8 protein-coding genes are annotated in these 16,174 nt (G+C 57.3%); all 8 read right to left on the bottom strand.

The genetic code is table 11. The features are described from left to right. Nucleotides 1-47: 47 nt before the first annotated feature. Nucleotides 48-1,472, bottom strand: coding sequence for a DUF1501 domain-containing protein (locus Pan189_RS10940; protein ID WP_145363957.1), 1,425 nt, complete (start codon nt 1,470-1,472; stop codon nt 48-50). Between the two features lie 83 nt (nt 1,473-1,555). Then, nucleotides 1,556-4,039 carry a PSD1 and planctomycete cytochrome C domain-containing protein gene (locus Pan189_RS10945; protein ID WP_145363958.1) on the bottom strand — a complete coding sequence of 828 codons (2,484 nt, stop codon included), beginning with the start codon at nt 4,037-4,039 and terminating at the stop codon, nt 1,556-1,558. 168 nt (nt 4,040-4,207) lie between these two features. Then, on the bottom strand, nt 4,208-7,459 hold the full coding sequence (locus tag Pan189_RS10950) for a serine/threonine-protein kinase (protein WP_145363959.1): 3,252 nt from the start codon (nt 7,457-7,459) through the stop codon (nt 4,208-4,210). A gap of 24 nt (nt 7,460-7,483) precedes the next feature. Then, on the bottom strand, nt 7,484-8,047 hold the full coding sequence (locus Pan189_RS10955) for a sigma-70 family RNA polymerase sigma factor (RefSeq protein ID WP_145363960.1): 564 nt from the start codon (nt 8,045-8,047) through the stop codon (nt 7,484-7,486). Nucleotides 8,048-8,197: 150 nt separating this feature from the next. Beyond that, nucleotides 8,198-10,561: a DUF1592 domain-containing protein gene (locus Pan189_RS10960; protein WP_145363961.1), complete on the bottom strand. Its 2,364-nt coding sequence runs from the start codon at nt 10,559-10,561 to the stop codon at nt 8,198-8,200. Between the two features lie 82 nt (nt 10,562-10,643). After that, nucleotides 10,644-11,918, bottom strand: a complete 1,275-nt coding sequence (locus tag Pan189_RS10965; protein ID WP_145363962.1) for a DUF1552 domain-containing protein — start codon at nt 11,916-11,918, stop codon at nt 10,644-10,646. A gap of 297 nt (nt 11,919-12,215) precedes the next feature. Further along, on the bottom strand, nt 12,216-13,706 hold the full coding sequence (locus tag Pan189_RS10970) for a DUF1501 domain-containing protein (RefSeq protein WP_145363963.1): 1,491 nt from the start codon (nt 13,704-13,706) through the stop codon (nt 12,216-12,218). After that, the gene (locus tag Pan189_RS10975) at nt 13,703-16,171 is read right to left on the bottom strand and encodes a PSD1 and planctomycete cytochrome C domain-containing protein (protein WP_310820328.1); all 2,469 of its coding nucleotides are present in this window, start codon (nt 16,169-16,171) and stop codon (nt 13,703-13,705) included. Before Pan189_RS10975 ends, Pan189_RS10970 begins: the two co-directional genes overlap by 4 nt. Nucleotides 16,172-16,174 lie beyond the last annotated feature (3 nt).

Raw genomic sequence — 16,174 nt, forward strand, 5'->3', positions numbered from 1 at the left:
CGGTATCAATGAATCGTGCGTTAACCAGCTTGGGCTGTGGGAGCTTCTTAAGCAATAATATCTTTAACCACCCGTCCATAGACGTCGGTCAACCGAAAGTCTCGCCCGGCGTAGCGATAGGTCAATTCTTTGTGATTAATGCCCATCAGGTGCATGATCGTGGCGTGCAGGTCGTGAATGTGGACCTTGCCGTCGACCGCGAGGTAACCGAAGTCATCGGTTTGGCCGTGACTAACGCCGGGCTTCACTCCGCCTCCCGCCATGAAGATCGTGAAGCCATGCGGGTTGTGATCGCGTCCGGCGTTGCCGCGATCAATCTGGGCAACCGGGGTGCGACCGAATTCGCCGCCCCACACGACGAGCGTTTCGTCGAGCAGGCCGCGTGATTCGAGATCGGCGAGCAGCCCCGCGACCGGTTTGTCGGTCTTGGCACAGCTTTCGGGAAGGTTTTTGTCGATCGATCCGTGGTGATCCCAGTGATAGCCGCTGGAGACCTGCACGAAACGGACACCTGCTTCTGAGAGCCGCCGGGCCATCAGGCATTGCCGCCCGAAGGCATCGGTCGGCTTTTCGTCGACGCCGTAGAGCTCACGCGTTGCTTTGCTCTCGCCGCTGAGGTCCATTACCTGCGGTGCTTCCGACTGCATCCGATAGGCGAGTTCGAACGATTCGATCACGCCATCAAGTTGGTCGTCGCGTCCCACACGCTCGCGGTGCAGTCGACTGAGTCCTTGGATCACCCCGAGTTGATCTCGCTGCTCGCCCAGCGACATTTCGTCGTTTTGCAGGTGGCGGATGCTGGCGCGTTCGCCTCGAACGCGAATCTGTGTCCCTTGGTGAGCCGCGGGCAGGAAGACGTTCGAGTAGTTTCGCACGCCGCCGTGCATCATCGGGTAATCGATGGTGATGAACGACGGGAGATTTTGGTTCTCCGTCCCGAGGCCGTAGCTCATCCACGAGCCGATCGACGGCCGAATGAAATTGGCCTGCCCGGTGTGATAGCGGAGTACGGCCTGCCCGTGCGCTTCGCCCTCGGTGTGCAATCCCTTAAGAAAGCAGAGTTTATCAGTTTGCTTGGCGAGGTGCGGCATGAGTTCCGACACCCAATTGCCACTCTCGCCGCGACGTTTAAAATTCCACTTCACACCGAACAATTTGCCGAGACGATCAGGACGAATTAGCCCCGGTAAATCGAACGGCAACTTCTCGCCGTGCCGGGCGTTGAGCTCCGGCTTCGGGTCGAATAAATCCATCTGGCTCGGCCCGCCGTGCATGAACAGAAAAATCACACGCTTGGCTTTAGCCGGAAAATGCGTCGATTTCGGTGCGAGCGGACCGGTGGGCGCGGCCTGTTTCGCCTTCGCATCGGCACACATGCCGGCGAGCGCGAGATAGCCGAATCCTGCTGCCGAGGTGCGCAACGCATCGCGACGGCTGATCGGTCGGGCAAAGTTGTGGCAGGCAGTTTTCATATTTAATTAAGCGATTCGAAGTTCGCGTTGAGTGAATTCGTCAGTCGTTTGGGGCGGCGTTAAGAATTCGATTTAGAAATTAGTCAGTCAAGATATTGGAACTGCGTGCTGGCGAAGATCGCCTGACACAGCAACGTGAGTCGGCTGAGACGCCCATCGGTTTCCTCAGCAGCCGCTCCACCGGAGGTCTCGACCTTAAGGAAAGACGCGGCAACCGCGGTCTCTTCAGGCGTCGGCAGCCGACTGACGATTTCGAAAAACGCCTGCCGGATCAGCTGCTCATCACTCGGCTGATCAAGCGAAGCGAGCAACCGCTGCGCGGTCCCTTCGCTTGCCTTAAACATGAACGGACTGTTGAGCAGAAACAGTGCCTGAGGCGCGACCGCCGTGACCGGACGCTGCGGCGTCGTCACTTGTGGGTCGGCGAAATCGAAGATCTCGAAGAATTCGGGAAGACTGTTGCGAATGAGGGGAATGTAAATGCTGCGTCGGTTGTCATCAGATATTTCGACAGGCTGGCTCCCGCCGCCGAGCGAATTCGGCGGGTACTCCGAGACAACTTGATTAACCCGCCCCCGCTCCAGGAGCCCGGCGATTTTAAGCATTCCGTCGCGGAGCGACTCAGGCCCCAAACGTCGGCGATTCATCTTCCAAAGCAGACGGTTCTCGGGATCAACCGCGTAGCCATGCTCGTTGTGGGCGGTGTCCATTCCGTAAGTCCGGCTGAGCACGATTTCTCGAACAAGCCACTTCAGACTCCACTCATGCTCGATAAAACCAGTGGCGAGATGATCGAGCAGTTCCGGATGACTCGGTTCTTCGCCACGGATTCCGAAATTGTCGACAGTCCGGACGATCCCCGCCCCCGTCAGCAAGTGCCAGACCCTGTTCACGTACACGCGAGCCGTCAGCGGATTGTTCGGCGAAGCGATCCACTCGGCGAGTTCGAGGCGTCCGCTCGCTGATGCATCGACGGTCGGCTGACCCTCCCACGATGCCGCGCTCAGGAAGCCGCGGGGCACTTCGTCGCCTAAGCTGTGCGGTTCGCCACGAATTCGAATTGCTTCGTTGGCCGGTTCAGAAACGTCTCGCACCGCCATGGCCATGAGCGGCTCTTGCTGCTCGAGCGGCTCCATTTCAGTGAGAAGTTTGTCGAGCTTCGCTTGCTCCTTTTCAATTTTTCCTTGAACTTCGGCGGCGTAAGCGTCGTCTCCCGAGCGGATCGCCCCCCGCAGTTCAATCGCGAGATCATCAAGCTGGCCGCGGCTGCGAGCCACGTCACCGCGTAAATCGCGAAGTTTAAACTTGTGCTTGGCGAGGAACTGCTGGACCTCGTCGTCCGTCGCGTCCCCGACTGCCCGGCGGCTCCAGTCCGATTCGTCGGCCTTCGGGTTGTCCCAGCGGCCGTCGAGCGTGACGGTGCTTCTTAATATGCCCGCCAAGGCGTAGTAGTCGGCCGTCGGTACGGGGTCGAACTTGTGGTCGTGGCAGCGCGCGCACCCGAGTGTCAGCCCGAGCATCGACTTTCCGATCGTATCGATTTGCTCGTCGATCGTGTCCATCGTTAACTCTTCTTTGTCGAACAGCCCCAGCACCTTGGGACCGAACATCAGATAGCCTGTCGCGATCACATTCGCGTCGCGATCCTCCCGGTTGCCGGCCTCCATCAGGTCACCGGCGATTTGCGCCTTGAGAAACCGGTCAACCGACATATCCGCGTTGACGGCGTCGATTACCCAATTGCGGTAACGCCAACCGTTGTAAAACGGCACGTTGTGGCTCGACCCGTTCGAGTCCGAATAACGCGCGACGTCGAGCCAATGCCGGCCCCAGCGTTCACCGAAGGCTTCCGACGAGAGCATCTCATCGACAAGCTGCTCCCGCGTTTCCGGCGAATCGTTTGCAATGATCTCTTGGACCATCCGTTCCGCAGGCGGCAGGCCCGTCAGATCGAAGCTGACCCGACGCAACCACTGCAGTCCGTCGGCATCCTGAGCCGGTTCCACTCCCTCTTGCTCGAGGCGCGAGAGAATAAATTGATCAATTGAAGACCGCGTCCAATCTGTGTCGGAAACCGATGGCAAGCCGAAGTTTCTGAGCGGCTGCAAGGCCCAATGATCCAAGCCTGCATTCGGGTCCGCCTCAGCCACTTCACGGACTTTACCAGTACGTGGATCGGGCGCGCCCATTCGCACCCACTTTACCAAGGCCGCAATCTCTTTCTCTGGCAGCTTGCCCTCGGGCGGCATCTCGAAGTTTTCACGCTCATACCGGACCGCGTCGATCAGCAGCGACTTCTTTGGCTGACCAGGAGCGATCGCGGGGCCGTGGTCGCCCCCCTCCATCCAGCCCTCGCGGGAATCGAGAAACAGGTTCCCGTATGCAAAATCCGCGTCCTCCGAATGGCACTCGTAGCAACGCTTGATGAGGATCGGCCGAACTTCCCGTTCGAAAAATACTTCCTGCTGTCGCGTAATCTCTGCCGAGCCCACCGACGCGGCCCCGACCACCAGCATCGCACAGACAGTCTGCACTGAAGCGAAACGGGTAATTTGACGTAAGCTCATACCAGATTGTCAGTTAGAGGCCCACAGGGGGGGGGGGGGCATATCGCATCCTGCGACTTGCAGGTCGATCTCAACTCACCCTGCTGAATAGGCGGAATTACTAAGAGATGCGGGCGCGAAAAATCCAAAATCTCATTGGATTCGCGGCCACGCCGCAGTATTGAAATTCTACGGTATTTCCCAAGTAGAAACCGCGATTTCACCTTCAGATTTACTGAAAGAACGAAGGCGACCCCCGTTTGCCGTAAAGCGGACTCGCAGAACAGGCCCGGTATGACCGCGTAGTTCTCGGATCATTGCTCCGCTCAATGTATCCCACAGCCGCACTGCCTCATCCTGCGATGATGTCGCGATCTGCGAACCATCAGGCGAGAAGGCGAGGTCTGTGATCGAAAGTCCATGCCCTCCCGCGACAACGTGGCGGCGACCACTTTCGATTTCCCAAACATAAAGATTTCGGTCGAAACCTCCGGCGGCGATCCATTTCCCATCAGGGCTGAATTTCACGACACGGACCTCTCCGGTCGGCCCGTTCAATACCCGCTCAACTTCGAGCGTGCCGTCGATTAACAGAACGTTGTGTCGCTCGTCGGTTGCGGCAAACCGCTGTCCGTCAGGAGACCCGACCGAACCAAAGATTTCGAAATTCTCTTCATCGAAAAACTCTTTGGAGTCGCCCGTCGCGATGCGATGAATGACTCGTGTGCGCCCGGTCGAGGTGATGAGTCGATCGCCAGCGACATCCCAATACGCACCGCGGTTCAATTGTGTCGCCTCGATGTCGAGCGGCACGACCCGCTCGACGAGTTTTAATGCCGGCAAAGTGCGTAGCTCGACGACTCGGTCACGTCGAACCAATACGACATGCTGTTCGGTTGGCGCGATTGCGAGATTCTCGATTTCGACAGCCGGTGCCATCGTTTGAATCACAGAACCCAGTTCGCTGTCCCAAACTCTGACGTTGCCGTCACGGCAGACTCCGACGGCGATATCGCCGGACGAGGGAATCGCCAGCAATGTGCGATCGAGTTGAAACCCGGATAACGAAAGGACATCTGAGTGTGGCAACGCGACCGTAGTCTGACGAAGCGGCGACGGAACGGACGAAGTCTCAACCGGACCATACCAAGCTCTCACGGTCCGATCCCGACTGGCGGTTAGCAGCGTACGCGAAGTCGGCTCGAAGGCCAGTGCGGTGACGATATCGGAGTGACCTCGAAGCGAAAGCACAAGTTCGCCGTCACTGACATCACGCAGTTGAATCGACCGTCCGGAGCCGGCGACGGCAAGTCGCTGTCCTTTGTCTAAGAACTCAACCGCCACCCCACCCTCGGGGATCGAATATAGTGGCTCCTGTCCTGTAATACTCCAAATGACCGTTTCCGTCTCGCTGACCGAGGCAATTCGGTTAATCGGCGAAGCGATCGCGATGTCGCGAATTGGGGTTTGGTGGGCCGAAACCTCGCTGAAGGATGTTAAAGCTCCATTCGATCCTCCCAGCATCAAATCGGTCCCGACCGCGATAATCGCTGCATCGGCCCCCGGCATTAATTGTCCGGAAGTCGAAGAGCTGGGTTCAGACTGAGATATCTCTAATTCCACCTCCCAGCCGTCGTCCCAAGTTGCATACTGGAAGAAGATTGGGAGTTGGTCGGGATTCGAACCACCGATCATTAGTCCCCGTCCGGTTGAATCGTCTACACTCATTGACTCTGTTCGATTCCAAGGGAGTTGCTTTTCGGCCAGCAACTCGCTCCCATCGCCACGCCAAATTCTTAGGTATCTCGTAGACCGCGTATCGAGAAGTTGATCATTGGCGTCGTCAAATGCGACGGCGTGAATGTCTCGCGTGGAGTCTTGCAGCACCGCCGACTCGCCTTTCCCGGAGATTGCGGAGAGTTTGAGTTGGCCTCGACTCCCGCCGACAACGAGGCCCCGCTTCGACGAAACGTCAACGCAGAGTAGACCCGTTTCGTGGGACTGGACGACCTTCGGAAATAAGCCGCGTGTCCGGGATTGCAGATAGTGCCACTCCCATCGCCGAAGGCTCTCATCGCAGTCATTCAGCGCTTCCCGAGCCGCAGCAATATTTCCCAGCTCGAATTCCCGGTCGGCCAGGCCGATCAAATTAATATAATTGCGACGTTCGGCGACTTCGAAAGCGCTCTCCGCGCGGTCCCGCTCTACGAGAGCGCGTTGCCACTGCCATGAAATACCGGCATAGGCGGCGACAATACTAAATATTGAAATTAAACCGAAACTGGCTGCCAGTGGACGACGCTTCGCCCATTTTCCAAGGCGGGTTGCTGCCGTCGCCCGCCGGGCTTGAACCGGAAAGTCGCCCAGCCAACGCTTAATATCTTCGGCTAAGTCAGCAGCGCTGCCGTAGCGTCGTTCAGGTTGAAACCGCAGGCACTTTCCGCAGATTGCAATTAGGTCACGGGGGACACGCTTAAGTTTTTCCTTAACCGCGACCGGAAGTCGCAGCATGACATCTTCACCCTCAGTGACTTTTCCGTCTGAGAACGCAGGCGTTGTTCCGGTCAGCAATTCCAGCAACGTCATTCCGAGGGAATAGACATCGGCCGCCGTTGTTACCTCCTCTGTCCCCGCCGCCTGTTCCGGCGCCATATATTGCGGCGTTCCGATAATCCGCCCCGGGAAGCTTTCGTCACTACCCCCGATCTTCCCCGCGAGACCGAAATCGGTAATGCAGGGTTCGTCACGGGCGTCGATCAGCACGTTGGAGGGCTTTAAATCGCGGTGAAGAATACCGCGATCATGGGCGTACTGAACCGCTTCGGCCAGCTTCGCCATCAACTCCGCGATCTTGCGATAGTTGCCGACATATTCCGGAATGCGGTCCGCGAGGCTGCCTCGTTCGAGCAGCTTCATAGTAAAATAGTGGAATCGCCCGACCGTCCCGACTTCATAGATCGGCACGATATGAGGGTGAGTCAATCGCGCGGTGGCCGAAGCCTCAAACTGAATCAACGCCTGGTCCGCCGGTGACGTGAACTGATCGGTCGCGATCACCTTAACGGCAACGGGTCGTTCCAAGCTCTTTTGCCAGGCTCGAAACACCGATGCCATCCCACCTCGCGCGATGACGGCACCAAATTGAAAGTCGTCCAGCGTCGAAGTTCCCGCTTCGACAGCCGCTTGCCGGAACTCTTCGAGACTGACTTGTCGATTCGAGTCCGCCCCTTGAATTGCCGACTTCAGGTATCGGGTCTGCTGATCGACCGATTCCAAATCATCGAAAAACTCCGACAATTCGTCGGCAAGGTCGGAATGTTGTGCCAACAGCTCCGCGCGGTCGACCGTTTCACCGCGCTCGATCCGTTTCATCACATCGAGCGTGATTTGGTCGAGCTTCGCTTCGATTTTAGAATCGTAAGAAGCTGCGTTGCCCGCCATGAGGCTCTCGCGAAAATTGGTCAATCAAGATGTTGGTGGACCGAGTTGATCGCGGAGGCCTCTCATTGCCCGACGCAGCAATCCGCCGACGGCCGATTCCGATTTGCCCATCTCTTCGGCGATTTGATCGATCGAAAATCCATAAAGCCGCTGAAGTATAATGGCAGAGCGCTGCTGTTCCGGCAGGCTTTCAATCGCAACGCACAACTCGCTGATCTGCTCGTCCTTGATCATCAACTGGCTGGGACTGGGACGCTCCATCGCCAACCATTGTGTGAGTCGATTCGTTGAGCGATCGAGTTCCAACTGGAGCGACCTTTCAAGTTCGACGTCTCGCTTCCCGTGGCCGAAACGCCTGACTTGATCGATGACCGTCGATGTCAGAATTCGTCTTAACCAAGCGAGCAATTCTCGCTCGGACTGACCGCGAAATTGGTCGCGATTCTCATGAGCGTAGAGCATCGTCATCTGCACGATGTCCGACTCATCCAACTTTGTCTTCAATCGGCGATGCAGTTGATGCCGCGCCAATAGCCGCAGATAGCTGCGGTATCGGTTAAGCGTTGGTGTGGGCGTTGGCGTTTGCATGAACCGTAAACCTGAACCGACTTCAGCCGACACGCTGGCATCTTATTCGTTCGGCTCGAGCAAAGAGACTAACTCCGAGACGTATTCTGTCGATACACCGTAACGCGATTCAAGTCTCGACTCTGTCCGCGATTCGGTATTCAATTCACTCTATTTATTGCGGAAAGCGTCGCTCTGAATGACCTGATGGAGCAAAGAGCGGAATGGGTAATTGTCATTGTCGAGATTGGCCACGATCTCTCTCGCCTCCTCCTGTCCTTGATAGTCCAGTACGCCGCCGGTGGCGTAAACCATCAGTTTCTCGGCGAAAGACTCCACGAGCGGTTTTGGTTCGCGTAATAGCAGTTCTTTGAATTCTCGCACGTCGGAGAAGCGTTCGCCGTCGGAGCTGATCCCGCTGGCATCAACGTCCGGGCCGACATTAAATTTCATCATCACTCCGAAGTACCTCTTCCCGATTCTCTTGCCCACGCTGCCCCATGGCGTGCGATAGAAAGACCGCTCAAGACCAATGGGGTCGAACTGCTCCAACGCGAATCCGGGCGGATCGATTTTCCGGTGGCAAACATTGCACGACTCGACGGAGCGGTGCTTCGCCAATTGCTCACGGATGGTCTTGGCACCGCGGGTGTCCGGCTCGATTGCAGAGACCGTCGGAGGGGGCGGAGGAACTTGCTGACCGAGGATGTTTTCCAACACCCACGTCCCGCGTCGGATGGGGGACGTACTCGTGCCGTCGGCGGTCACTTTGAGGACGGCAGCCTGCGTGAGGACACCGCCGCGTACGCTGTCGGGCGGCAATGAAACACGCTCAAACTCTGCCGTTTGCCCGGCCGGAAGGTCTTGCAATTGATAGTGTCGGGCGAGCCGTCGATTCATCATGATGAAGTCGGAGTCAATGAAGTTGAGCACACTCAAATTGTTTTGGAGCAGCTCGTTGAAGAACAGATGGCTCTCCTTCAGAACTGACTCATGCAACCAGGCGTCGTACTCCGGATAGAGTTTGCCGTCGGGATTGGTCTCTTCAATCTCCCTGAGTTGAAGCCATTGACCGGTGAAGTTCTCGGTAAACCTTTGCCCTTTCGGATCGCTCAGCATCCGCTCCGCTTCGGCACGAAGCACCCGCGGCTGCCGGAGTGAACCATCGGCCGCTTTTGCCAGCAGTCGCTCGTCGGGCATGCTGCTCCACAGGAAATACGACAACCGCGACGCTAATTCGAAGGGGCCCAGCTCGCCGGGTGTCTCTTTCAAATAAAGGAACTCCGGAGAGCAGAGAATCGCCTTAAGGCCGATGCGGATTGCCTCCTCAAATGAATAACCCTCGTCAAGCCGCTCGAGAGAAAGCGAGACAAAGTCGTCGACCTCTTCGTCGGTGACGGGTCGGCGAAACGCTCTTTTGGCGAAACGCATCAGCACCGGGCGAACGTCAGGTGCGGCCGCTTTGCTGATATCGAGATCTCCGAACAATAGTTGATGGCTTCGTGGCGGCCATTGGTCATGCAATGGCCCTTCGACTTCCATCCACCGGACGCCGATCGCGTGATTGGTGACCTTACTCGTATCCTTAACATATGCATTGCCGAGGTCGAGCGGGTTGGTGGCGATCGTCTGCCCCCTCTTTAAGCGGACATCACACTCAATGATCGTATCGCCTTCCGGCTTGACATCGTAAAACCCGACCTGCTGGGTGTCTCCCGTCTTCACGATCAGATTCCCGGCCTTCACCGCCAGCGTGCACAGCTCGCCTTTGGACTGATGTTGATAAGTCGAGAACTTAAAGCGATAGACGCCGGAAGCTGGGGCGTTGAACTCCCCTCGGCCGCCCCACGTGATTCCATAATTTCCGGTGAAGAGAATGATGTCGGTGCCGTGCTTCTCCCGAGCGTATCCCAGCCGCCCTTCTTTGGGCAGAAATCGCTCCTGCATTAATTCCGGACGCTTGTGCGTGACGATCGCTTCATTAAGAGCAAGATCGGCGGCGTTGACATAGCGTTCCAGCAGCACGGGTGAGAACGAAAGCGCTTCGCCGATGTTGTCAAATCCGTGCGAGGTCGTATCAGCCGGCAACCAGGACTTAAGCTCCTGATGAATACCAAGGAGGTCCTGCATCGTGTATTGGTATTCGTAGCGATTGAGCCGCCGCAAGACGACGCGTCCCTCCTGTTTTCGCCGGTCGCGTGAGTGACGTTGAAGTGAGGATTCAATGACCCTCACAGCGCTAATTTTCTCGACGTGCGAGGGGGCCGGCATTTCCGGCGGCGGCATTTCCCCAGACCGGACTCGGCGGAGCACATGATTCCACCGAGTCAGCGTCTCGCGATCGCCTAAATTGAAATCCAACTCGTCGAGCCGAAGTCCGACCTCCGCTTGGTCGGGACCATGACATACCATGCAATGAGTGCTGAAGAAATTACGTAGACGACCTTGGCTGAGTTTATCGAAGTCGTCGGCCGCCTCGATCGGCTGCATTAATAGAATAGGGAGGACGAATGCGCCGAGTACGATGCGGTTCATAAGATGAGATCGAAAGAGAGGTCAATTAATACAAATAGGTCGGAAGTGCATCGCGGCGAGCGGCCAACTCCGCAGGCTTGGCTCAGGTAGTCATTTCGAGGCCCGACATGGTGCCGGTACTCGAACCAAAGCTGTCGGTTTCAAAACCCAGCCTCTGAAGCATTGAAACGTACAAATTAGATAGCGGCGTATTCTTCTGATTGTCGAAAGCCAAGTGCCCTTGATGCTTGAAACCTCCCCCGGCAAGAATCATCGGAATATTGGTATTACTGTGCGCCGCGGCGTTCCCGATGTTGCTGCCATATTGAATCATGGTCCGATCGAGCAAGGTCTCTCCCTTCTCACTCGTCGCTTTCATTTTCTTCAAAAAGCGGGCCATGACTTTCATCTCTTCGTCTTCGATCAACTTTAACTGCTCGATCTTGGTCGGATCTTTGCCGTGGTGCGTCAAGTTGTGGTGCTCCATGCTGACGCCTTTAATTGGCGGTCGACCGCCACTTCCGACCTCTATCGCAATGACGCGTGTCGAATCGGTTTGAATGGCGAGGTGAATGAGGTCAAGAAATAATTCCGTCCTGCCATAAACAACACTCCGGTCGTCCGGATTTTCCGGTTTCGACATCTTTACCTTCGGCTTTGGAGTGTGGACCCATTCTTCGTTTTGCTTTAGTCGCTCTTCGAGCGTACGTACCGAAGTAAAGTATTCGTCAAGTTTGGCTCGGTCGCCAGCTCCCAGCGAACGCTCCATCCTCTTCGCGCGTTCCATGATGACATCCATGATGCTCTGGCCGTCCTGCAACGATCGGACCTGTCGCGCAACGCTGTCCTTTTTTCCCTGGAGGAAGAGTTTCGCGTAGAGGTTGGCCGGGCTGCTCACCGGAGGGATTCGCACACCGCCGGAGGTCCATGAGAGGCCGCTGCGAGCATCGCTTCCGACTGCGAGCGTCAAAAAGTTGTAGCGGGTCTCGGGCGGCAACCGTTCGGCAATATACTGGTCAAGCGAAATCGTATTGCGAAAGCTCGACCCGCCGGGGCCCGGTGCCGCCGTCAAATAGGAATGCGCCGCGTGGTGACCACCGGAGACGTCCGGGTGGGAAACGCCGGAGAAAACCGTGAAGTCACCACGGAGGTCATCGAGGGACTTCAGATAGCGGGTCGACTCGTAGTTTTTCCCGGCAGTCTCGGGAAAGAAGTCGCTCGGGAGGTAACCAAGCGGTGTGTTGATGCACACCATCCGACGTGGTTGCTCGTCTTCCTTGGCTGCTGCCGTCGCAGACCTCGGCTGCATGGCGTCGAGCATCGGCAGGGCCAACGCAACACTGCTTCCTCGAAGAAACGTCCGACGATGAATTGGCATTGAGTTGACCTGATGTCTAATGAAAGGCGAAAGGCTCCGACAATGCTCTACTAATCAACCAGATTCCGGTCGACAATCAGAAGCACAGTCTTGCACATTGAGGAATCGGACGAGGCTAGCCGCGAAGTTCAAGTAGAACGGCAAAGGCTCTCCCCCCGACACATTACAGTATTTCGCCCGATTTGCCAGTTTTCTTTCGTATTGATGAATGGCGCGACCATCGTCATTCACTTCGTAGCTCAACCTTACCCGACCGGATGTCGGGCGAATCCACTTGACCGAAAGGACCAGGGAAATTCACGAAATAATCCCCTTCACGACATGCCCGTGCACATCGGTCAGCCGGAAGTCGCGACCTTGGTAGCGATAGCTCAGCCGCGTGTGATCGATGCCCAGCAGATGCAGGATCGTGGCCTGCAAGTCATGTACGTGGACCGGGTTCTCGGCCACGTTGTAAGAATAATCGTCGGTCGCGCCATAGGTCGTGCCCGGCTTGATGCCGCCACCAGCCATCCACATCGTAAAGCAGCGACCGTGATGATCGCGACCGTATTTCTCGCGGGTGAGTGCCCCCTCGGTAAAGACCGTGCGGCCGAACTCACCGCCCCAGATAACTAACGTCTCATCAAGCATTCCACGCTGCTTGAGGTCCTTAATTAAGGCCGCCGAAGCCCGATCGACGTCACCGCACATTAAAGGTAGGTCGCGGGGAATGTTTTGATGATGGTCCCAGCCGTTGTGATAAAGCTGGACGAAACGCACACCTCGCTCGACCATCCGGCGGGCCAGCAGGCAATTCGCGGCGAACGTGCCTCGCTGCTTAGCATCGTCACCGTAGAGCTCGAATGTCGAAGCCGGTTCGTCATTAATGTCGGTCAGGTCCGGTACCGACATCTGCATGCGGAACGCCATTTCATACTGTTTCGTGCGGGCCTCGATTTCCGGGTCGCCCATGCGCGAGCTGTGGAGATCGTTGAGAGCGGAGAGTCCGTCGATCGTTCGCCCCTGCAACCCGCGGTCGACACCTTCGGGATTAGAGACATATAAGATCGGGTCACCGACCGACTGAAGTTTGACGCCCTGATATTCGGAAGGCAAAAACCCGCTGCCCCACAGGCGGCTCGAAACCGGCTGCGGCGTCCGCTTACAACTACCGATCGATGTAAGCACCATGAACGACGGCAGGTCGTGGCACTCGCTGCCGAGTCCGTACGTAACCCACGTCCCCATGCTGGGCCGCCCCGCGAGTTGGGCTCCCGTTTGGATGAAAGTTCGTGCCGGGTCGTGATTAATCGCTTCAGTATAGACCGATTTAATAAAACAGAGATCATCAGCGACGGAGCCGATGTGCGGAAGCAGTTCACTGACCGTCGCTCCGCTGTCGCCTCGCTTCTTAAATTGGTATTTCGAGGGGGCGACCGGCAACGTCTTCTGCTTATTGGTAAAGCCGGTTAATCGTTGACCCATACGGACGCTGTCGGGAATGTTCTGACCGAATCGTGCTTCGAGCCCCGGTTTGTGATCGAACAACTCGATTTGAGACGGTCCCCCTGATTGAAACAGGTAGATGACCTGCTTCGCCTTCGGGGCGATATCTCTAATACCGTTGATTCCTCCGAATTCATCGCGACTGAATTGGCCCGTCGAGACGTTGCTCGCGGACGCACTTTCGTTGAGAAGCCCCGCGAGCGCTGCGCTTCCAATGCCCATCGCGCTTGACGAAAGAAAGTGCCGCCGGCTTACGGCATTTAAGTGTGATTCAAACTGATTGATGATTGGCTGATTCATTCAAACGTCACCGCTTCGTCAAGGTTCATGATCAGCCTGGCAATTGCGGTTTGTGCGGCGAGTTCCGTCGGCTCCAAAGTGGAATCGGCAGAGGATTCGCCGACCGCAATCAATTTCTTCGCCGCCTCGGGCTCTTCGCGAAAACGGTCGCGAAAGCCCTGAAGAGCGTCGACAAGAATCGCACGTTCTCCCTGATCGGGATCGCGTCCCAGGACGGCCCGAAAGGCGAATTTCGCTCGTTCGGTGTCGCGCGGTCCGGCTTCTTTCAGCATCCGCCCACCGAGGCCGCGGGCCGCTTCAACGAATGTGACGTCGTTAAGCATCAGCAGCGCCTGCAGCGGCGTATTGGTCCGCTTTTGGCCGATTGTGCAGACATCCCGCTCATTGGCATCGAGCAACACCATGAGTGGCGGTTTCACCGCACGTCGCCAGAACGTATAGAGACTTCGCCGATAAAGGGCGTCTCCGTCGTCGCGCTTGTAAGTCGGGCTGCCCTTCACAATCTCTTTCCAAAGGCCGACCGGTTGATACGGCTTCACCGGTGGCCCGCCGGCCTTCTCGACGATTAAGCCTCCGGCGAAGAGTGCTTGATCACGAATCACCTGCGCGGGTAGCCGGTACCGCGGACCACGGGCGAGGAACTGATTCTCGGGATCGAGCTTTAATTGCTCAGGCGTGACTCGCGATGTCTGCCGGAAGGTGTGACTCGTGACGACTAATCGGTGCATCGCCTTCGTGTTCCAGCCGGTGTCGATGAACTCGACGGCAAGCCAGTCGAGCAGTTCGGGATGCGTGGGCGTTGCTCCCTGCAGACCAAAGTCGTCCATTGTGCGGACTAATCCAGATCCGAAGTGATGTGCCCATAGCCGGTTCACCGCGACTCGCGCTGTCAGCGGGTTGTCCCGATCGACGATCCACTTTGCGAGGCCGAGCCGGTTGTCGGGCCATTGCTCTTTCATCGGCGGCAGCCAATCGGGTGTCTTCGCAGAAACGCGCTGCCCCGGCTGATCCCAAGCCCCCCGCTTCAATAAATGCGTCTCGCGCGGCTTATCCATCTCCGCCATCACCATGACTTTCGCGCCGGTCGATTGAAGTCGATCGCGTTTCTTCCGCAGCGGGATCGCTTGAGCCGCGAGCAGTCGACCGGCCGGATCGACATGCTCCAAGAAATGTTTGCGCGCACTTGCGATCTGCTTTTTGTCCCAGTCTTCGGGCGGCGTTCTCACGACGGAGTCGGGAAGGTTTGCGAACGACTTGCGGTCGAGGCAGTTGAACCAGTCGATCAGGCGGGTTTCGAATTCGTCGGTCTGATTGACGTGCGTGAGTTGTTCTTCGAGCGGCTGCAGGGCTTCGTTAGTCGCTTCGAATTCTTCAATGTCTTCGAGACGGGAGACGTTCAGCATGGGTGGGGCATTGCGTCCACCGAAGGCCTTGCCGATTTCGGGTACGTTGTTGAAGAACGCGAACAGTCGGTAGTAATCGGCCTGAGAGATCGGGTCGTACTTGTGATCGTGACAGCGAGCACAGCCCCAAGTCAGGCCGAGAAACACAGTCGCCGTCGTCTCGGCTCGGTCGGCGACGTATTCGATCCGCCATTCTTCGCCGATCGTGCCGCCCTCGTTGTTGTTGCGGTGATTGCGATTAAACCCGGTTGCCAACTGTTGCTTAAGCGTGGCCTCCGGGAGCAAGTCCCCCGCAAGTTGTTCGATCGCGAATTCGTCATACGGTTTGTTGTTATTAAGAGCCTCGACAACCCAGTCGCGCCACGGCCACATGTTACGAAGCGGGTCACTCTCGTAGCCGTCGCTGTCGGCATAACGGGCGGCGTCAAGCCACGGATAGGCCATGTGCTCGCCGTAACGCGGCGAAGCAAGCAGCCGATCAACGACCCGCTCATACGCGACGTCGGTCGGAGCCGGGTCATTGACAAATGATTCGACCGCCGCGGGGGTCGGTGGGAGTCCCGTCAGGGTCAATGTGACGCGTCGCAGCAGGGTGGGGCGATCGGCTTCGGGCGACGGCGCGAGACCTTTGTCGGCCAGTCGTGCTTGTACGAATCGATCAATCGGATGCTGTAAGTTATCTCCATTATTCCGGTTGCCGAATTGAAGAGGATCAATCCGCTCCGGTTTGAGGAACGACCAGTGCGGCTCGTACTCCGCACCGTCAGCGATCCACCGGCGAAGGAGCTCCGCCTCGGCTTTGGAGACGCTCTTGTGCGTCTCGGGCGGGGGCATGACCGTCCACTCGTCTTTGGCCGTCACGCGCTCCAGCACGGCCGATTTCTCCGGTCGGCCCGGAGCCAGTGCGGCGACGGCCTCTTCCCGGATGTCGAGCCGCAATTCGGCTTCGCGGGCTGCGGCATCGGGGCCGTGACACTGAAAGCAATTGTCGCTCAAAATCGGTCGGATGTCGCGGTTGAACCGCACGTCGTCGGCCCACGAATTGCCGGCGACTGCAAGCATCAT

Source organism: Stratiformator vulcanicus (assembly GCF_007744515.1).
In the GTDB taxonomy this organism is placed as follows: Bacteria; Planctomycetota; Planctomycetia; order Planctomycetales; family Planctomycetaceae; genus Stratiformator; species Stratiformator vulcanicus.